Origin of the sequence: Microbulbifer sp. HZ11, assembly GCF_000708675.1 — a bacterium.
Lineage (GTDB): Bacteria > Pseudomonadota > Gammaproteobacteria > Pseudomonadales > Cellvibrionaceae > Microbulbifer.
This window is the reverse complement of the sequence record NZ_JELR01000002.1, coordinates 394,153-413,468: the sequence shown is the minus strand read 5'-3', so window position 1 is coordinate 413,468 and position 19,316 is coordinate 394,153. Positions and strand designations below refer to the sequence as shown.

The window sequence follows — 19,316 nt, the reverse complement described above, 5'->3', positions numbered from 1 at the left end:
CTCCTGGCGCAGCAATTTTGACTTGCTTCACGGTGCCGACTCTTCCCTTCCAATAAAGTTCCGCGACCGGCCCCTTCCCCGGTGCTGTCGCCTGTGCGGCAGTTGGCAAAAATAAAACTGACTGGCAGCGGAAAGCAATGAAGTCTGAAGTAACAGGGCGAAACACTTTCAAAAATGCAATTGCGGCAATCGCGCAATCCGTGCGGCTGTGGCTGTCAGTTTTGCTACTGGCTTCAATTTCCGGCGAGGTGTGGGCGGCGCCGACCAATTATTGTGTGGCGAACCCCGGTGCACCCGAGCAGTTGGTGAATATCCAGCGAGGAAGGGGCAATACCTACTGCGATCTCTGTGGTTACGGTTTTATCGAGGTGGACATCACCAACCCCTACCGTGCCGGTAATGATGACTTTGCGTATAACACGTCCGGGCTCCAACAGACTCGGGAGGAGGAGCAAAGAGGGTCCTGGTTTGATCGTGAGTATCGTCGCCGCTCCGGTAACTATTACACCTATTCCAGTAATGGGGATTATGGCTCCGCCAATCCCAATATGGACTTCGACAACAGCAATGGTCTGGTTGTCCGTATCCCAGTTGATGCCGGTATACGGCTGTACACCGGTGTCAATGTCACGGTCACCGGGGCGGTAAGCAGTGGTAATGTTGGCAGCGTGAGCGAATCCCAGGTCGGGGGTAGCTGGGAGATCCGGATCGGTGGGCTGCCCACCCTGCCGGACGGCAATAGCCCCACCATGACGGTGCGAATCCCCATCCATCGTCCTCTCGTTTCCCCCACTAATGGCCCGGAGCAACTGGATGATGAAGGGGATTTTATCGGCGGTGTTACCGCCGAGCTGAATTATGTAACCACGGATAGCTGTACCTCGGGTGGGCAGGCAAAACGCGCTCCGACCAATAGCGGTAGTTGCCCGATAAACTGGGGTAGTGGTTGGACTGACTGGGAGCGCCCGGCACCGTCATATCCGGCCTACCCGGGAACGGCCATCGACTGTACTCCTGAAACTCCGGACGAAATCAGCAACTTCAACCGAAATCTGGCCAGCACCGACCGGATCTATATCAACAAGCCATTCGTGCAGGTTGACAAGCAGGGCTGGAACTACGACGCCGGCCAGCGCGAGAACACGCGCAGCGACACCGTTTATGGCCACAGCGATGACGATATCGTGTGGCGCCTCAATATCACCAATAACGGCACCAATGCCCGTGCGCCTTTACAGGACCTGCGAATCGACGATGTGCTGTCTCGTGCGGATGTCGCCAACGTGCATTACGTCTGCCCCAGTGTCTCAGAGGCCAACGACATCGCAGCCAATGACGGTGTGCCGAGCGGCCCCACAAGCTGTATTGCCACCGATAACCTGACCGGTAGAGTACTCGATAACTGGGATGTGGCACCGCCATTTGGCGAAGGTGACAATATTCCTTCGCCCTATGCGGGAACCGTGGAGGCGGAAACACCGGGGTCGTCCAGTGGCACCATCGATATTGCCGAAGACGACTCGATCAATCTTTATCTGGTGGGCAAGCTACAGGGGGATGCGTCCTGTAGCAGCGGTACACCGCTGATCAATAGCCTTGAAAACGTTCAGTTCGGCTGTGCGGTACAGACGCCTCCGGGCGGTATCGATCCTGGCCTGGATGACGAGACGTCGGAAATCCGCACCTGGTACGGCCAGGGCTCCGTTGCCGGTGGCGCAACCGCGCTGGAGGTAGAGCGCACGCTGACCGGTATCGACGGTAGTGCCACCGTGGGTATGCGCGGCCTGATGACCATCACTCTGTCCAACCAGAGTGGTGGTACCGTCTGGTTTGACAATGGCATGGCCTATCATATTCGCGACCAGCTGCCGGAAGGTTACGTACTGGACCCGAGTTATGCGCCGCAATTACTCCGTCCCACAGGGAATAACGGTTATACACAGGGTTCACTGTACGGACAGTATGACGGCCGGGTGGATCGCCTGGAGTGGGTCAACCCGGCAAACGGTGTCGATACCGTTGATACCGGCAATCATACCGACTATCTGTTGAATACCGCCCCGGAATTCAAGCTCTCCAGTTCGACCCAATATACGGAGAGCAATCCTGCCGGTGACTATAACGGCGGTAAAACCTATCGCGATCTGATGCGCCACGGTGACGTGGTGGTGATCCGCTTTGCCATTATTCACAAAGATCCCCAGCACTTTGACCGCGCTGCCGATCTGGATGTGGTTCCCGAGAGCTCCAGTGTAGACCTGTTCCAGCGCCCGGAACCCACCGACCCGCCCGCACTTTCCTCGAGCCTGCAGAACACTCTCGAGGTGGAATTCAAAACACTGTGTAACTCCCAGGGCGTTCAGGAATACAACCTTACCGGTAACGGTGTCAGCAGCAGTCCGGCGGATAATACCGCTGGCACAAGCATTGAGTTCAACCCGGAAGACATCGATGTCGAAATCCTCGATCAGTCATTTATTGTTACCAATGACCCGGAGCAGACTACACCGCTGCGTGTGCGCGCCACCAATAACGGTGGGGTAAACGCTCGTGATGCCAGTGTGTTCATCAGTTTTGGGCCCACCCTCGAAGTAGTGACGGTGGATGAGCAGAATGGCAATTGGCAGTGTGATATCACAAACGTCAGTGGCGCACCGGTACCCCAGCCTAACCCGTATAAAACCTGGGTGGTGAATCCACCGGGGGATCCAACCAAACTGCACTTGCCGCTGACCACCACCGGCACGGTCTACCGCTGCTACGCGGATCACAGTAACCCGCTGAATCGTGTACTCGCCCCCGGTGCTGGTAATGCGGTCGAGTTTCACTTCGAGGTGCGTAAGGCGTCAGACCCGGCGCGGATTTTAGAAGACGATGTCACCTTCCGTGTGGATGCCATCGGTGAGATCTGGACCGTGGGTAGCCTGGACCTGGCTGACCCCACCGTGAGCATGAGCAATTCCGGTGGTAACACCAATAACCGGGTTGTTCAGAGCTACACAACTACCAATACCCCAACAACAATCAACAATGATCAGCCCCTGTGGTTCCCGCAGCCGGGCAATGCCAGCCAGAACAATGCGCGCAGCGACGGCGAGGTAGATCGTGGCAATCTGTATTCTCTGGACGCCAACTGGTCCCGCGGTATTGGCTTTAACCTGCTGAAAGATCAGGTAGCCTGGAGTGCCACCGGCGGCGATATTTCTGCGCTGAATGGCGTGATACCCACACTGGGGGAATGTAACGAGGCCAGTCCGGCAACACGAAATGCGGCACTGCCGGATAGTGCCATGTCCGACGGCTACCCCAATTTTGCCCGCAAGCAGCGGGAGCTGGTGCAGATTGGTGAGGAATGTACCAATCGCATCCAGACCGGTGGCTGGTTTGGCTTCAAGTCCCGCGGCTTCTCGTTTATTGGTGTGAGCAAGGTTCTGGTAGAGGATGAGGTCGAAGACGGCCTCGCGTATATCTCCAATACCGAACCTCAGGTCGGCCTGCAGATTGCCGGTGCCACCTCGACACCCAATCAGCCCAATAAGGGCCCACTGGACGAAGGGATTTTTGGCTGGTACTTCAGCGGTAATCAGCCTGGTAGTGACGGACGCAATGATTACATTACCACCATCGACCAGTGGTTCCATGTCAACGCGACCACCCGGGTACAGAACAAGGCCATCAATGACCGCAACGCACCCAATGTGCAGGGCGCTGACCGCAACAACATCCTGAATTCCAGCTTCGAAGCGGCCTACCACAATGAGAATACCGGTGAGGACGAGTACTTCGATTTTGGCAGTAATATCGTAGGTTACCCCTGGGAGCGTATTCGTCGCGTCGATGTGGTGGTGACCGAGCCCGAAATCACCCCAACGAAGACCTATTGTGAAGCGGGCAGCTTCAATACGGCCACCGGCGACTGTTCCGGCGGCTGGCAGCAGGACCTGACCGGCGCGGATACATCCCGTGACTACATTGTGCGTCTGCGGCTGGTCAACGCCAATGAGACCAATGGCGAGCCGAATGCCCCGGCCTACGACTTTGTGGTGACCGATACTGTGCCGGACCTGCTGGTTGTAGTGGACCCCGCCAGCGATGGAATTGACAACGACGGCGATGGGCTGGTCGATGAAGATGACGAGCACCTGAGCCTGATTGAGAACACACCCAATGACGGTGTGGATGCAACCCTGGTGTTTTCCCATTCACACAGTGATACCGGCGCGCCTGTGGGTAGTGCGGCCAACAATGGTTTGCGCCGTCTGAATGGCGGTACAGGTAGCTCGGAAGATGATCGCAGCCTAAACCTGTACTACAAGGTCAATCCGGATGAGCGGATCGCGCCCAACCAGACACTGCAGAGCGGATACCTGATCGATTACGACACCCTCGAAGGTGGTGATGCGAGCGATCGCAATGAATTTGGTAATCAGACCGTAGAGCTGCGCGGAAATGGCGATATTGGCGGCGCCCGGGTGTACAGCGCCGGCCCCGCCGATGCGTCGATTACCTTTATCACGCCGGCGGTTGAGCCCAAAGAAATTACCGCGCTGTCCGAGACTACCCTCGGTGAAATGATTGGCGGTTATCAGGCGGTCAAAATTGGTGAGGAAATTGAATACACCCTCACCGGTCAGCTGCCTTATCAACAACTGCGCGGGCTGGTGGTGAGCGATACCTTGCCGACCGGTCTCACTTGTGTTGACGCTCCGGCAATCGATCTGAATGCACCGCCCTATGCGGCAGCGGGCTTCCGTCGCCCGGATCTCAGTCCGGTGCCGATTATTACCCCGGTGTGCAGTGGCACCCAGGTGTCCTGGGATTTTGGTGATGTCACGCTGACCACGCCGGGCTCCGAGTCACTGTTCAGCTTCCCGGTCAGTTTTATTGCCCGTGTGGATAACATTCCTTCCAACAATAATGGCGAAGGCAATAGTGGCACTGTGCTGGAAAATGGCAGCGGTGATTCCGCCTATCTGCGCTACGCCGATGCCATGGGTAACGAGACCGAACTCAGCTTTGGCAGCGTGGCGGTGCGGGTCACCGAGCCGGCGCTGCTACTGGATAAAAACTGGACCGATCCTCGGGATGCCGGTGACGAAGTGACCGTCACACTGAAGGCAACCAACAGTGGCTCCGCTGCACTTTACAACCTGCGCATTCTGGAAGATCTGGTCGATAGCGAGATGACCTTTATTGCCGGCAGTGTGACCGGCTCCGATCCTCCCCTGGTGGATACCGATGCGTTCGGAGAGAACCAGCCAGTATTTGTCTGGGAACCGGAAAACCCGCTGCTTCCCGGTGAAACCCTGGAATTTACCTTTCAGGTGCGGGTGGACGACAGTGCACAACCTCAACAGCAGCTGGAGAATACAGCGCACGCCGCCTGGACGTCGCTGCCCACACGCAGCACCGCACTGAACCCCATTGATCAGAACAGTGGCTCGGCGCGTACCGGCCAGATCGGTGCCAATGGTGCAGCGGACGGTATGCGTATTGGTGAACTGCCTCTGGAAACCGGTGCCGACGCAGTTAATGACTACAGCCTCGACAGTAATCAGGTCACTGCCGATCTCGACCCTGTCACTCTGGATAAGCAGGATCTGACCCCCGGTGTGCTGCCGGAGATCGGTGCACACAAGCAGTTCCAGATCACCGTTGACCTGCCGGAAGGCACCACCCACGACCTGCAGGTTCGCGACCTGCTGGATAGCGGCAGTGCAAGCTATGTACTGACCCGTGATGCCAATTACGATGTGAGTTACACCTTCACCGGAATTGTCAGTATCGACGGTAATACGGCGGTGGGCGAGAGTGCATTCCGCGCACCGGCACCGGTGGATGGAGCCAGTGGCGAAATTCTGTGGGATATCGGTACCGTGCTTACCGAGTCGGAAAGTGATTTGCCAACCGCAGGTGCCATCAATCCGCGAATCGTCATTACCTACTATGCGCGGATCAATAACGACACCGCTACCGGTACCGATAGCGGAGAAGGGAATAGCCTACAGAACGGTGCGGAACTGCGTTACCAGCACGGCGAATCTCTTACCACGGTCATAGAGACTGCCGATACACCGGCAATCACCGTAACGGAGTCGGCGCTCGATGCCACAAAAGACGTAACCCAGATTACCCCGGGGCAGCTGACCCGCGGCGCGGTGCTGGAATACGTGGTAACGCTGACCAATAACGGCAATGCCACCGCTTACGATCTAAATCTGGTGGACAGCCTGCCGGAGCAGCTGGACTGGGACAGCAGCTTTACCCCGACCGTTACCATCGGCGGTAGCCCTGTGGGTGGATTTGAAGCAACGCCGGATACCAGCACCGAAAATACTCTGATCTGGGGACGCGGCAACGCCGATGGCTCCCTGGATCTGCCTGCCGGTCAACAGCTGGTACTGACCTATCGGGCGACCGTGGCGGCCAACGGTGGCCCCTTCACCAACGAGATCACGGCGGACTGGACTTCCCTGCAGGACGACGTTGCGTCCAACAGTGACTACGAGCGTACCGGTGCAGACTGCCCGGCGGCGCCAAACGACTATTGCCTCACGGCCAGCGAAACCACGGACGCCGCTGCGGAAGACAATACCGCGCTGATCAAGGCGTTTGAGTCCGACAGTTGGGTGCTGCATGGCAGCGATGCGAGCGATGCCCAGCTTCGCGTGGGCGATACCGTGGACTATCGTCTGACCCTGACACTGAACGAAAGCGTCACGGCCAATGTGGCCATTGCCGATACGCTGCCTGTGGGGTTGGAGTTTGTCGAATTAGTCAGTGTCAACGGACAGACCAGCGCGCCGTTTGAAAATACCGGCGCTTTCAGTCACGGTCCCCTTGCCACCAGTTTGACCGGTGATGCGAGCGCAGGGCAGGTGCTGAACCTGGCACTCGGTGACGTGGACGCAGTCGATGGTGATGACAGCAACAATGATTTCGCTATCGTGTATCGCGCCCGTGTGGTGACCGATGTTTTAGCGCATCAGGATGTACTCGGTCCCCTGAACAACCAGGCGGAACTGAGTGTCGATGCCTATGATGGCTCTACCGTAACGCTGCCTGCGGCAAGCGCTGCGATTGCGGTGCATCAACCGGTGCTCAGCCCACTGGTAAAAATCGACACCCTGAGCGGGCGCGCCGGCACCGGTACCCAGACCGATCCCTATCTGGTCGTACTGTCCGCAGACACCATGCAGTTCCAGCTGCAGTCCTGTAACCAGGGCGATGCCCCTGCCTACAACGTGCAGCTCACCGACACCCTCGCTCCGCAACTGGATGAGACAGCATTGTCGGATGCCAGTGTCTTTACCGTGGCGATCGATGGTACGGCCACCAGTGAGTTCACTTTTAGCGGACAACCGGCTGTCGGTGGCAGCTTTACGCTCACCCTGAACGACGACGAACCGCTGCTGCCCGATCAGTGCCTGACGGTGGATTACAGTATCGGCTTCCATGCGGATACCGGCACCAGCGAGCTGTTTAACAACAGTGCCAGTGTCGATAGCTACTGGTCGCTGCCAGGAGCAGCGGGTCAGCAATATACCGACGATACGGTTGCGTCTGTGTGGATGCAGAATCCCAGCAACGCGATGCCGCCGGAAAAAGCGCTGGTCAGTGCCCCCACCGCCACCATCGGTGAAGAGGTGCGCTATCGCATCACCATCCCGGAAGACAATATCGCTCGCACGGACGTCACTCTGACGGATTCGTTGGCACCTCAGTTCGAGTTTGTCGGGGCCACACTGAGTATCAATGGCGGTACCGCCAGCGACCTGCTGAACGGTGGTGACGATACCGATCTGAGCTTCGATCTCGGAACACTCCAGGCCGGTGAAACCGCGCAGATCGAACTCCTGCTGCGTGTGACCAACAGCGCCGACAGCAATGCCGGGGATATTGTGATCAACCAGGCCAGCTACAGCACCGGCGGGGTTACCTACACCAGTGCGGCCACGGATCCACTAACGATTGTTGAACCACAGCTTGCACTGGAAAAAGAAGTGCTGTCTGCACCGGCAGATATCACCGCGGGTACGCTACTCGATTACCGCCTGACGATGACCGAGGACGGCAATGCGAATTCCGCAGCGGCCTACGACCTGGTGGTTACCGATGTACTGGACCCCGGGCTTGAGTATGTTGCGGGTTCCGCGAGTGCGGGAGAGCCGGTGATCAGTGGTGATGCCGCCAGTGGTTTTACCCTGCAGTGGAACCTTGCCAGCGTCGCGGTAGGCGATAGCCTGAACCTGGAATATCAGGCGGTAGTGGGGGACGACGCCCGCCCCGGCCAGGTGCTGAACAATAATGCGGAAGTGCGCTGGACCAGTGTGGCCGGTGATTCCGATTGGGAACGCGACGGCAGTGAAACCCCGGCGTACAACGACTATATCGACAGCGCCAGCGCGGCAGTGACGCTGTCTGACAACACCAGCCTGGAAAAACACCTGCTCAGCGATACGTTTGATGGAACCGGCAGTATTCGTGTCGGTGATCGCGCTCGCTTCACAGTCACGGCGACCCTGCAAAAAGGTACCTATCCGAGTGTTGTCATCACCGATACCCTGCCCACAGGTCTGGTGTTTGAGGAAGTAATCAGCGCAGACTTTTTCGGCACGGATGAATCCGCTTCGGTGGCGAGTGCGACGACGGTCAATGGCGCCGAGGTTGTGTTTAACCTGGGTGATGTGACCAACCCCGCGAGTGCGGCCAGTGACACCCTGCAGATCGTCTACGAAGTACGCGTGCAAAACGGCAGTGTACTGGCGCAATTACCCAGCAGGCAGGCACTGGAGAACGCGGTCGCGCTGGATTACGCATTGCCGTCCGGTCCGGCCAGTACAATCAATGCGCAGGCGACGGTTGAAGCGGTACAGCCGCTACTCGCAATCAGTCGCGTAGAGGTCACCACCGCGATCGGTGGCGATACGGAAATCACCGTGGGTGAGGAAGCGACCTTCACCGTTGAGATCACCAACAACGGTGAGGCGCCCGCGTACGACCTGCAGATTCAGGATCTATTGCCAGAGGGGCTGCGAAACGGCGGTGGTGTGACCACGCAAAGTATCGAGCTTCTCGGTAGTGGCAGCCTTCCGGTACGCATGCCGGTCTTTGATGCGACCACCGGCGTTGCACTCTGGGATCTCGACGACAGTGATGTCTACACCATTCCTGTGGGCGAAACACTGCGCCTGGTGTACACGGTGACTGCGGATGACACCCTCGGTGCCGGCCTTTCGCTGGGTAACGGTGTGACCCTGCCGGTTTACTATTCCTTTGATAATAATGCTGTACCGGCCAACGGTCTCGCCGAGGAGCGTCAGGACTATCGTCTCGATGAGGCGGTAAGCGTGGTGCTGACGAGCCCGTTACCGGCTGCACTGGATAAAAACATTACTCAGCCGGAAACGACGATTGGCGAGCAATTTGCGTATCGCATTACCGTGCCCGCGACGCCCGCCGACACTGCCCTCTACGGGGTACAGATCACCGATGATCTGACGGCCTCCGCTGCGGACTTGCGGTTTATTGCGGTGAACAAAATCAGCGGCACCGGCAGCTGGACACCGGAAAATATCGGCAGTGAAACCGAGCTGGAAATCGTCGATAGCGTTGATGGTATCGATATCCCGGCCGGTGAGCAGATCGAGCTGGAACTGATTGTCGAAGTGCTCGACAGCGCAACCAATGTCGCTGGTCTGGCATTTACCAATACCGCCAGTTACCGCTTCAGCACCTTTGATGGTGACCCTGCATTGCTCGCGGATACCTCTCCGGAGATGACTCTGGTTGAGCCGCAGCTCACTCTTGAAAAATCGGGTCCGGAAATTCTGCATGCAGGTATTGCCGGAGAATTTATTCTCAGCATTAACAATGTGGGTGACAGCACCGCCTGGGATACCACTGTTGTCGACCTGTTGCCGGATGTGGAGCAGGGCGGTATGTGTGCCCAGCCGCCGGAAGTGGACGCGATCCAGATATTCGATGCGGACACCGATACCCTGGTACGTGCGTTAGCGGCGGATACCGACTTCCAGTCCGTGTTTGACGATTGCACCCTCACGATTACTACGACGGGTGTCGCCATCGAGCCAAACCAGCGCATGCTGATCGAGTATCGCGCGTGGCTGGATGAGGACACCGCGGGGGATCAGACCCTGGTGAATGTGGCCGCTGCGCAGTGGTTCAGCCAGGGCGATGATCGTGAGAATCGTCGAACCTACGGTGCACCGCCCACCGACGGTACGCCGGATGTGCTCGACCATGAAGATGCGCACGCGCTGGTGACTCAGAGTGCCACGCTGAAGATGCTGAAAGAGGTCGTCAATATCACTACCGGCGAGGCGCCCGCTGAGAAAGCAAGCCCGGGGGACACCCTGCGCTATACCATCACCGTCAGCAATGTCAGCGAGATTCCTCTGGCGGAATTTGCCATTGAAGATGCGCTCGGCACTCTTAATACGCAGATGGTCTTTGCCCCGGGTACCTTGACGGTTATCGATATTCCGGTAGATGCCGTGGATAACAGCGATGCGACCGGCGGCGATGCAGCCAGTGGCTTGCTGCGTATCGATGGAATCAGCCTGGCTCAACAGGGAGAGACCGGTGACAGTGTTCGCGTAACTTTCGAGGTACAGCTGGCGAATGTGATCGACAGTGGCACCGCGGTTCTGAACCAGTCCCGGGTATTGGCTTACGGCCAGCAGCTGGCGGTGAGTGATGACCCGAATATCGATGGCGAGGCCGACCCGCAAGCACCGGGCGCTGAAAATCCCACTCAGGTCATCATCGAATCCGCTCCTGTCTTCAAGGTAGAGAAAATTTCCGAAGACATGACCGGCGAACCGGACAGCCTGGTGCCGGGCGACACATTGCGCTACACCCTGCGGGTAGAAAATATCGGTAACGAGAACATGGTAGAGGCGACCCTGCGCGATCAGGTGCCCGCCAATACCACCTACGTTGCCGGTTCGACCACGCTGAACGGTGTTGCTCTGGACGATATCGATGGCAGCACGCCACTGGCGCAGACCCTGATCATCCAGTCTCCGGGTGCGGAAGTCGGTCAGCTGATGGCCGATCCGGCGGCGTCTGGCGCCCAGGCGGCGTTGATTACCTTTGATGTCACCATCAATGACGTCAACGATGGCACGGTGATTTCCAACCAGGGCTTTGCCAATGGTGCCGGTGCGGGCGTCGATGCGGGTGGCGAAAATACGCCGTTAGACGAGAAGCCGTCCGACGACCCCACCACCGAAGTGGCCGACGATCCGACCATCGATATCGTCGGTAATGTGCCGCTGATCCGCGCACAGAAAACCGTGGAGCTGGTGGTGGATAACATGACCGCCGGTATCGTCGACCCGGAAGACGTGCTGCGCTACACCATTACCGTCAGCAACATGGGCGGTAAGGATGCCACCGAGGCGCGCTTTGTGGATCTGGTGCCGGAACACACGACCTACGTTGCCGGCAGTACCATGCTGAATGGTGTTTCCGTCGCGGATGATGGGGAAGATTCACCGCTGAGTTCCGGTATCGCGATCAGTACGGACGACCTGACTCCACCGCTGCCAGCGGAAGGTGAAGGTGTTCTGACCACCGCACAGACTGCAACCATCGTGTTTGATGTCATGGTCAATGCCGATACCGAACGCGGCACCGTCATCAGCAACCAGGGCAACGTTTACAGTCTCGAACTGCCGCTGACCCTGACCGATGCGGACGGCAATAGCAGTAACGGTGCCCAGCCCACTGAAGTGGTTGTTGGCGACGCCCAGCAGCTTTCCATTACCAAGGAAGTGGCGGTCGTTGGCGGTGGCGCAGCCGAGTCCGGCAAGGTGCTCGAGTACATCGTGCGGGTTACCAATATCAGTGCCGTGCCTGCGAGCCTCGTCACCATCTATGACGATCTGTTGGTGGCCGGTGAGGGTGTGCTCACATACGTGGAAGACTCCGCACGCCTGAACGGCCAGCCCGATGGCGTAATGGTAGATGGTCCGCTGATCACCGTGGACTACAGCACCAATTACGGAGACCTGCAGCCTCAGGAAACCATCACCCTGCGCTTTGAAGCCAAGCTGGGTGAAAACCTGGCCATGGGGTACCCGGTCGTGAACACCGCGCAGGTGAAGTGGAACGATCCCGCAATGTATAACGAAGCCACCGTGTCGATCGATATCGGTGGTACCCCGGGGATTGCGAACCTTTCCGGTTATCTCTGGCACGATGTCAACTTTAGTGAAACGGCGGATGCGGAAGAGCAGCTGCTGGTGAACTGGAGTGTGGAGCTGTACTTCAACAACGCTCTGCTGGAAACCGTGCAGAGTGATGACAAGGGGTACTTTGTCTTCGATGGCCTGGTGCCGAATATGGACGGCGCGGACATGGCCGGTGCCAGCTATGAGTTGCGCTATCTTGCCCCCAATGCAGGGGATAACACGGCGTCACTGGGTACCGCCAGCTCCGATTACACCAACGGCCCGCAGCAGATTCAGAATATCTATGTGGAGTCCGGGGCCAACCCGCAGAACCTGAATCTACCGATTACGCCGAACGGTGTTGTATACGACTCGGTACTGCGTGCACCGGTAAATGGCGCCCGCGTCCGACTGCTCGGTGCATCCAGTGGACAACCGTTGCCGGATAGCTGTTTTGAGGATCCCAAGCAGCAGAATCAGGTCACCCTCACCGGTGGTTTCTACAAGTTCGATGTGAACTTCAGCAGTGCTGCCTGTGCGGTGAATGCGGACTACCTGATCGAAGTGGATGTGCCCAACGAGGACTACGTGTCTGGCCCGTCCCAGATCATTCCGCCGCAGACCGGCTTGGGTACCGGTAGTTTCGATGTAGGGGCCTGTATCGGCAGCGCGGCCGACGTGATTCCGGGTACGCCGGACCACTGTGAAGTGCAATTGTCAGTGACGCCGCCATCGATCGATGCCGACGCGCGCAGCAGTGAAACGGACTACTACCTGCGGCTGAATCTGGATGACGCCAATCAGCCCGGTAGCAGCCAGCTGTTCAACAACCACATCGCACTGGATCCGCAGCTGGAAGGTGCCCTGGCACTGACTAAAACCGCGGCCATGTTGAATGTAACGCGCAGCCAGCTGGTGCCCTACACCATTACCTTCAACAACTCGCTGCCGGTACCGCTGACCGACCTGCAACTGGTGGATTACTTCCCCGCAGGCTTCAAGTACGTTGCCGGCTCTGCAAATCTGGATGGTTTGCCGGTGGAGCCGCAGGTACACGGACTGCAGTTGCAGTGGCCGCATCTGCGCGCCGAGCCGGAGCAGACACACACCATGAAACTGTTGCTGGTGGTGGGCTCCGGTGTGGGCGAAGGGGAGTACGTCAACCGTGCACGGATGTTTAACGAGCTGTCCGGTCAGCAGGCGTCGGGTGAAGCGTCGGCTACTGTGCGTGTGGTTCCGGACCCGACCTTTGACTGTACCGATGTCATCGGCAAGGTCTTTGATGACAAGAACCTGAACGGTTATCAGGATCAGGGTGAGGGCGGTGTGCCCGGTGCCCGGGTGGTGACCGCCAATGGTCTCAAGGCGACTGCCGACGCCCACGGGCGTTTCCACATTACCTGTGCGGCTGTACCGAACCCGGATCGCGGCTCCAACTTTGTGCTGAAGCTGGACGATCGCAGCCTGCCAAGCGGTTACCGCTTGACCACGGAAAACCCACGGGTTCAGCGTGCCACTCGAGGCAAGATGCTGGAGTTCAACTTCGGTACCAGCCTGCACCGTGTGGTGCGCCTGGATCTGGCGGAAGCGGTGTTCGAGCCCGGTTCTACCGAGCTGCGTCCGCAGTGGCAGTCCCGCACCGAGCTGTTGCTGGAGCGGCTGGAAGAAGCACCGTCGCTGTTGCGCCTGTCGTATCTTGCGGAAAATGAAGATCCGGCACTGGTGGAAGCGCGACTGGAAACCATCAAGGCGCGTATTGCCGAAGATTGGGCAGCACTGGACTGCTGCTATCCGTTGAATATCGAAACCGAAATTTTCTGGCGCCGTGGTGCGCCGCCCGAGCGCGGCAATGTGCTGGACGGGTTCAAACGCAGTATTAACCGCATGATCGGAAGTGAAGATCAGGGAGGTGCCCGGTGATGTTCCGTCCTTCGCAGAAAAAAATGGCGGTCATCGTTGCCGCACTGGTAAGCACCGTCGCCTACGCGCAAGAAGAAACCCAGGCGGACAGCGCCTGGTGGCACTTGATTCCGGGGCTCTCGCCGGAAGTGGAAAGCGCCGGTGAATACACGGAGAAACCGCTCGGTAGCAATACGGAAACTACCCTGATCCCGGCCGTAGGGCAGTTGTGGGTACAGGATGCGGAAACTTTTATTGCGCCGGAAGAAGCGGTTGTGGAAAACAACATTCTGCCCCCGCTCCTGTTCCGTGCAGTGGAAGATGAGGTTGATCCCGAGCTCGTGGAACAGCTGCGCGAGAAACTCGCAGAGCTGGAATCGGCCCATGAAATGCAGCTGATCGTCGTCGGGCACACCGATAGCGGCCCGCTGAATGACGATGAGCTGGCCGAATACGCGGATAAAACGGCATTTACCCAGGCCCGTGCACAGTTGATTGCGGATTATCTGCAAACCGCGCTGGAGTTGCCCGATGAGGCCATCGTGGTGGAGGGGCGTGGAGACAGCGAGCCCCTGTCGGAGAACATCACCGAAAAAGGTCGTGAGCTGAATCGGCGGGTGGAGCTGGCGGTGCGCTATTTTGAACTGGATGAGGAAGCGCGAGATGCGCAGCGTCGCGCCGAGGCCCTGCAACTCAATCGCGTCCAGGTCTGTCGCCAGGAAACCGTGTGTAAGCTGCGCTATACCGCGGGCTCCGACCAGCGGGCGCGCCTGAAAAACCTGGTTTCCCCATTGCGGTTGCAGCCGGGGCAGGCGGATTTACCGATGGCGTTTGTGCGGCGTATTCAGGAAGTGCGTAATACCCTGCAGGACAAGCCAAATCTCACCATTCATTTTGTCGGTCACACCGACGGCGGTGCACTGCCGGAAGGGCCGGCGGAACTGTACGACGACCAGATGGCACTGTCCCGCGCGGAAGCACGTCGGGTGGCGCTGGCCGTGGCGGATCAGTTGAATCTGCCAGGCTATATGGTGACCAGCAGTGGCAAGGGTTCGTCGCAGCCGATTGCAGCCAACGACACCGCTAAGGGGCGCTCACTGAATCACCGTGTGGAAGTGGAGTTCTGGTACGACGACCTGCTGGAGACTGCCGCCGACGGTGTGCAGGCCTGTCCGGAAGCAGCGGATGCGGAAACCATCACCATCGAACATGAATCCCCCACCGGTGAAGTGCCGCCGATTTTTCTGAATAGTGGTGAGCCGCAGATTACCAGCGCACAACTGGCGCAGATGCAGCGCCTGATGGACGAAGTGGCGGGCAAGCAAAATGTGCGCCTGAGTTTTGTCGGCTACAGCGACAACGAGCGTATGGAGCGCCGTGAGGCCATGGTCTATGGCGACGACGTAGGGCTGTCATCTGCGCGTGCGAAAAAAACCATGCAGCTGGTACAGGAAAAGCTCGGCCTCGAAGACGATCAGGTAGAGTTTGAGGGCCGCGGTTACGTGGAATCCAAAGACGTGGTACAGACCGGCTTTATCCACATGGACGGCGCCCGCGTGGAAGTGCAGGTGCTGTATGACGAGCTGGCGATTCTGGCGGAGCAGGACCGGCTGGAAATCGAGCGCCTGCAGCAGGAAGCGGTTGCCCACAACCCCTACGCGTTGAACCTGATGCGGATTACTGTGGACGGCGCGCCAGAGTACGACCCGCACAAAAATTCCGCCGACCTGCAGCGTTGTACCGATGTGGCACTGGACAATGCCAATATCCAGTTCCGCTTCGATAACCAGACCATGCAGCCCCGGCTGAATGTCACTGCCTTCCCGAATACCATCCGTTTCGCGGATGACCCGGAAACCGAGCTGGTGGAAAGCCGGGTCGCGTTCAAGCGCTACACCAATTACCCGTCGTTTATTACCCGCGCAGAAGTGCGGATTTTCGAGGAGGCGCAATCCCTGCGCGACGAGCCGCTGGCTGTTGTCACCCTTGACCAGAATGGCGAGGGCGACTGGCAGGCAGACTTTGACAGCTTCCAGGCGCCACTGAAAAAACTGAAATATGTATTGCGAGTGTACGACTGGAAACAGCGCTTCGACGAAACCCGCCCACAATCCCTGTGGCTTGTGGATAACTTCGAGCCGCAATTACAGGAAACCACTACGGAGCAGGAGCTGCTGGTGGGCTACGGCGAAAACCGCCTGTCCGAGCAGAATATCCCGGTAAATGGCAACGCAGTGCTGGTGAACGGCGCGGATATTCCGACCAATCACAGCGTGTGGCTGGCGGGGCGCGAGATTCCGGTTAGTAGTAATGGCGAGTTTGTTGCCGAGGAAATTTTCGCCAAGGGTCTGCATACGGTAGAAGTGGCGGTGCTGGATGAGCAGGGCAACGGGGAGCTCTTCCTGCGGGACCTGGAATTCAACCGCGACGACTGGTTCACCGTGGGCATTGCGGATCTCACCATCGCCCATGACGACACCAATGGTCCGGCCGCACTGGTGACCGGCGATCAGACCCACTACGACAACTCCGCAAGTTACGACGGTCGCCTGGCGTTTTATACCAGCGGCAGCTTCGGTGACGGCTGGCGCCTTTCCGCCAGTGCGGATACCGATGAAGGGCCGATCGACGAGCTGTTTACCAACTTTATGGAAAAGACGCCGGATGCCCTGTTCCGCCGTCTCGACAGTGATCTGTACTACCCGACTTTTGGCGATGACTCCACGGTGGTGGAAGATGCGCCCACTTCCGGCAAGTTCTATATCAAGCTGGAAAACTACGACGACTACGGCCTATGGGGTAACTTCAAGGCATCTTATACCGATAATGAGCTGGCGCAGATCGACCGCGCCCTCTACGGGGCCAATTTCCACTTCGAAACCGATGACGTTACTGACTTTGGCGACAAGCGTTTTGAAGTTGATGCATTCAGTGCGGAACCCGGCACTATCGCTGGCCGCGACGAGTTCCGCGGCACCGGTGGCTCCCTCTATTACCTGCGCCACCAGGATATTCTCACCGGCTCTGAGCGCCTGCGTGTGGAAGTGCGGGACAAAAACTCCGGCCTGGTGCTGGGGGTGAAAAACCTGACTCCGGTGATTGATTACGATGTGGACTACATACAGGGCCGCGTGCTGCTGAACCGTCCGCTGTCGGCGATCGCCAACGACAACCTGATCGTTCAGGATGGCTCTTATAACGGTAACCCTCAGTATCTGGTGGCCCGCTATGAATACACTCCGGGCTTTGACGATCTGGATACCCTCGCGGTGGGCGGCCGCGCCCAGTACTGGGCCGGTGATCATGTGCGCATCGGCGTTAGCGCCAGTCAGCAGGACGAGGAAGACAATGAGTCGTCCCTGCATGGTGTCGATCTGACACTGCGTAAAACCGCCGGTACCTGGGTGAAGGTGGAAGTGGCGGAGAGTCAGGGCAATACGCTGGAAAGCCTTTCTTCTCTCGATGGTGGTTACAGTTTCAACCAGGGCGGTTTTGAACAGATAGGCCCCATCGATCCACAGGCCAAGGCCGGTGCAAACAAGGTCGAGGCTGCCGTCCAGATGGGCGACTTCTTTGACGGTGTGCGCGGTTCCATGTCTGTTTACGCCCAGCAGCGGGATGCGGGCTTTTCTGGACCGGGCCAGCTGGCCACCCACGAAACCGAACAGTTTGGTGCAACCATCAACCTGCCCATTGGCGAGCGCTTTGATGTGGGCCTTAAGACCGACACCAAGGAACAGCAGCAGGGGCTGCAGACAGAAGCCACCGATGTGGAGCTGGGGTATCGCCTGAGTGATCGCTGGAGGATTGCGGCGGCGGCGCGGGCCGATTCTCGCGAAGACCTTTCACCGGTTGTACCTCTTACCCAGAAACAGGGTAAACGTACCGATGTGGCAATCCAGGCCGGTTACGACTCCGGCGCAAACTGGAACGCTTTTGGTTTCGTGCAGCGCACCGCGGAAGTGTCCGGCAACCGCGATGAAAACAACCGCATCGGTTTTGGCGGCGCTTACCGTGTCAGCGACCGCCTGACGGTGGACAGTGAACTGTCTGGTGGCGATACCGGCACCGCTGCGCGCCTGGGAACAGACTTCCTGGTTACCGACCGTACCAATCTCTATCTGAACTACACCCTGGATAACGAGCGCACCGATACCGGTGTGCGCGCGCGCAAGGGCAACCTGAACAGTGGTTTCCGCAGCCGCTTCTCCGATACCACCAGTATCTACGGTGAAGAGCGCTACACCCACGGTGATGTTTCCACCGGTCTTACCCACGCTCTTGGGGTGGATCTGGCGCCCAGTGACAAATGGCATTACGGCACCAGTCTGGAGGCGGGTACCCTTGAAGATCCGCGCACCGGTGCGGAAACCGAGCGCCGTGCCATGGGTGCAAGCATGGGCTTTAACGATGGTGAGCTGCGAGTGGCGAGCGCGGTGGAATACCGCGTGGATAACATGCAGACCCTGAACGGAGCGGGTACCGAGGATGATCCGCAAAGTGTGCTGGAAAACGAGCGCAAGACCTGGCTGCTGAAAAACACTCTCAGCTACCAGATGAGCCCGGACTGGCGTTTAGTAGGCAAGCTCAACTATTCCGACAGCAAGAGTTCCGCGGGCCAGTTTTACGACGGTAAATTTACCGAAGGTGTGATGGGTTATGCCTACCGCCCGGTGGATAACGACCGCTGGAACACCCTGTTGAAATACACCTATTTCTACAATGTCCCGACCAATGATCAGGTACTGGTAACGTCAAGCAGCAACAGCAGCGCCATCGAATTCGTGCAGAAGAGTCATATCTTCTCCGTGGATACCAACTACGACCTCACCCAGCGCTGGACTGTCGGTGCCAAGTACGCCTACCGCCTGGGGCAATTGAGTATGGAGCGGGAAGATCCCGAGTTCTTCGATAGTACTGCCCATCTCTATGTAGTGCGCGCGGACTGGCACTTCGTCAATCACTGGGACCTGCTGATCGAAGGCCGCCTGCTCGACCTGCCGGAAGCCGGCGACAGCCGCAGCGGCGCACTGCTCGCACTCTACCGGCAAATGGGGCGTAACTTCAAGGCGGGTATCGGCTACAACTTTACCGACTTCTCCGACGATCTGACCGATCTGGATTACGACAGCCAGGGTGTGTTTATCAATATGGTTGGTAAGTTCTAAAGTCTCGTTACCGGCGAGTAACCCCCATCCTGGGTGATGGGGGAACAGG

2 protein-coding genes are annotated in these 19,316 nt (G+C 58.2%); both read left to right on the top strand.

Annotated elements, in window-relative coordinates:
• The first annotated feature begins 137 nt into the window (after positions 1 to 137).
• Positions 138 to 14,120, top strand: coding sequence for an isopeptide-forming domain-containing fimbrial protein (locus AU11_RS09510; protein WP_043318980.1), 13,983 nt, complete (start codon positions 138 to 140; stop codon positions 14,118 to 14,120).
• Positions 14,120 to 19,267 (top strand): OmpA family protein, encoded by a 5,148-nt coding sequence (locus AU11_RS09505; protein WP_043318978.1) that lies wholly within the window; start codon positions 14,120 to 14,122, stop codon positions 19,265 to 19,267. The genes AU11_RS09510 and AU11_RS09505 overlap by 1 nt, the downstream gene beginning before the upstream one ends.
• The last annotated feature ends 49 nt before the right edge of the window (positions 19,268 to 19,316 follow it).

Bases quoted from the DNA above. Each gene is read 5' to 3' on its own strand.
- AU11_RS09505 (WP_043318978.1), top strand. From the start codon at position 14,120: ATGTTCCGTCCTTCGCAGAAAAAAATGGCGGTCATCGTTGCCGCACTG.
- AU11_RS09510 (WP_043318980.1), top strand. From the start codon at position 138: ATGAAGTCTGAAGTAACAGGGCGAAACACTTTCAAAAATGCAATTGCG.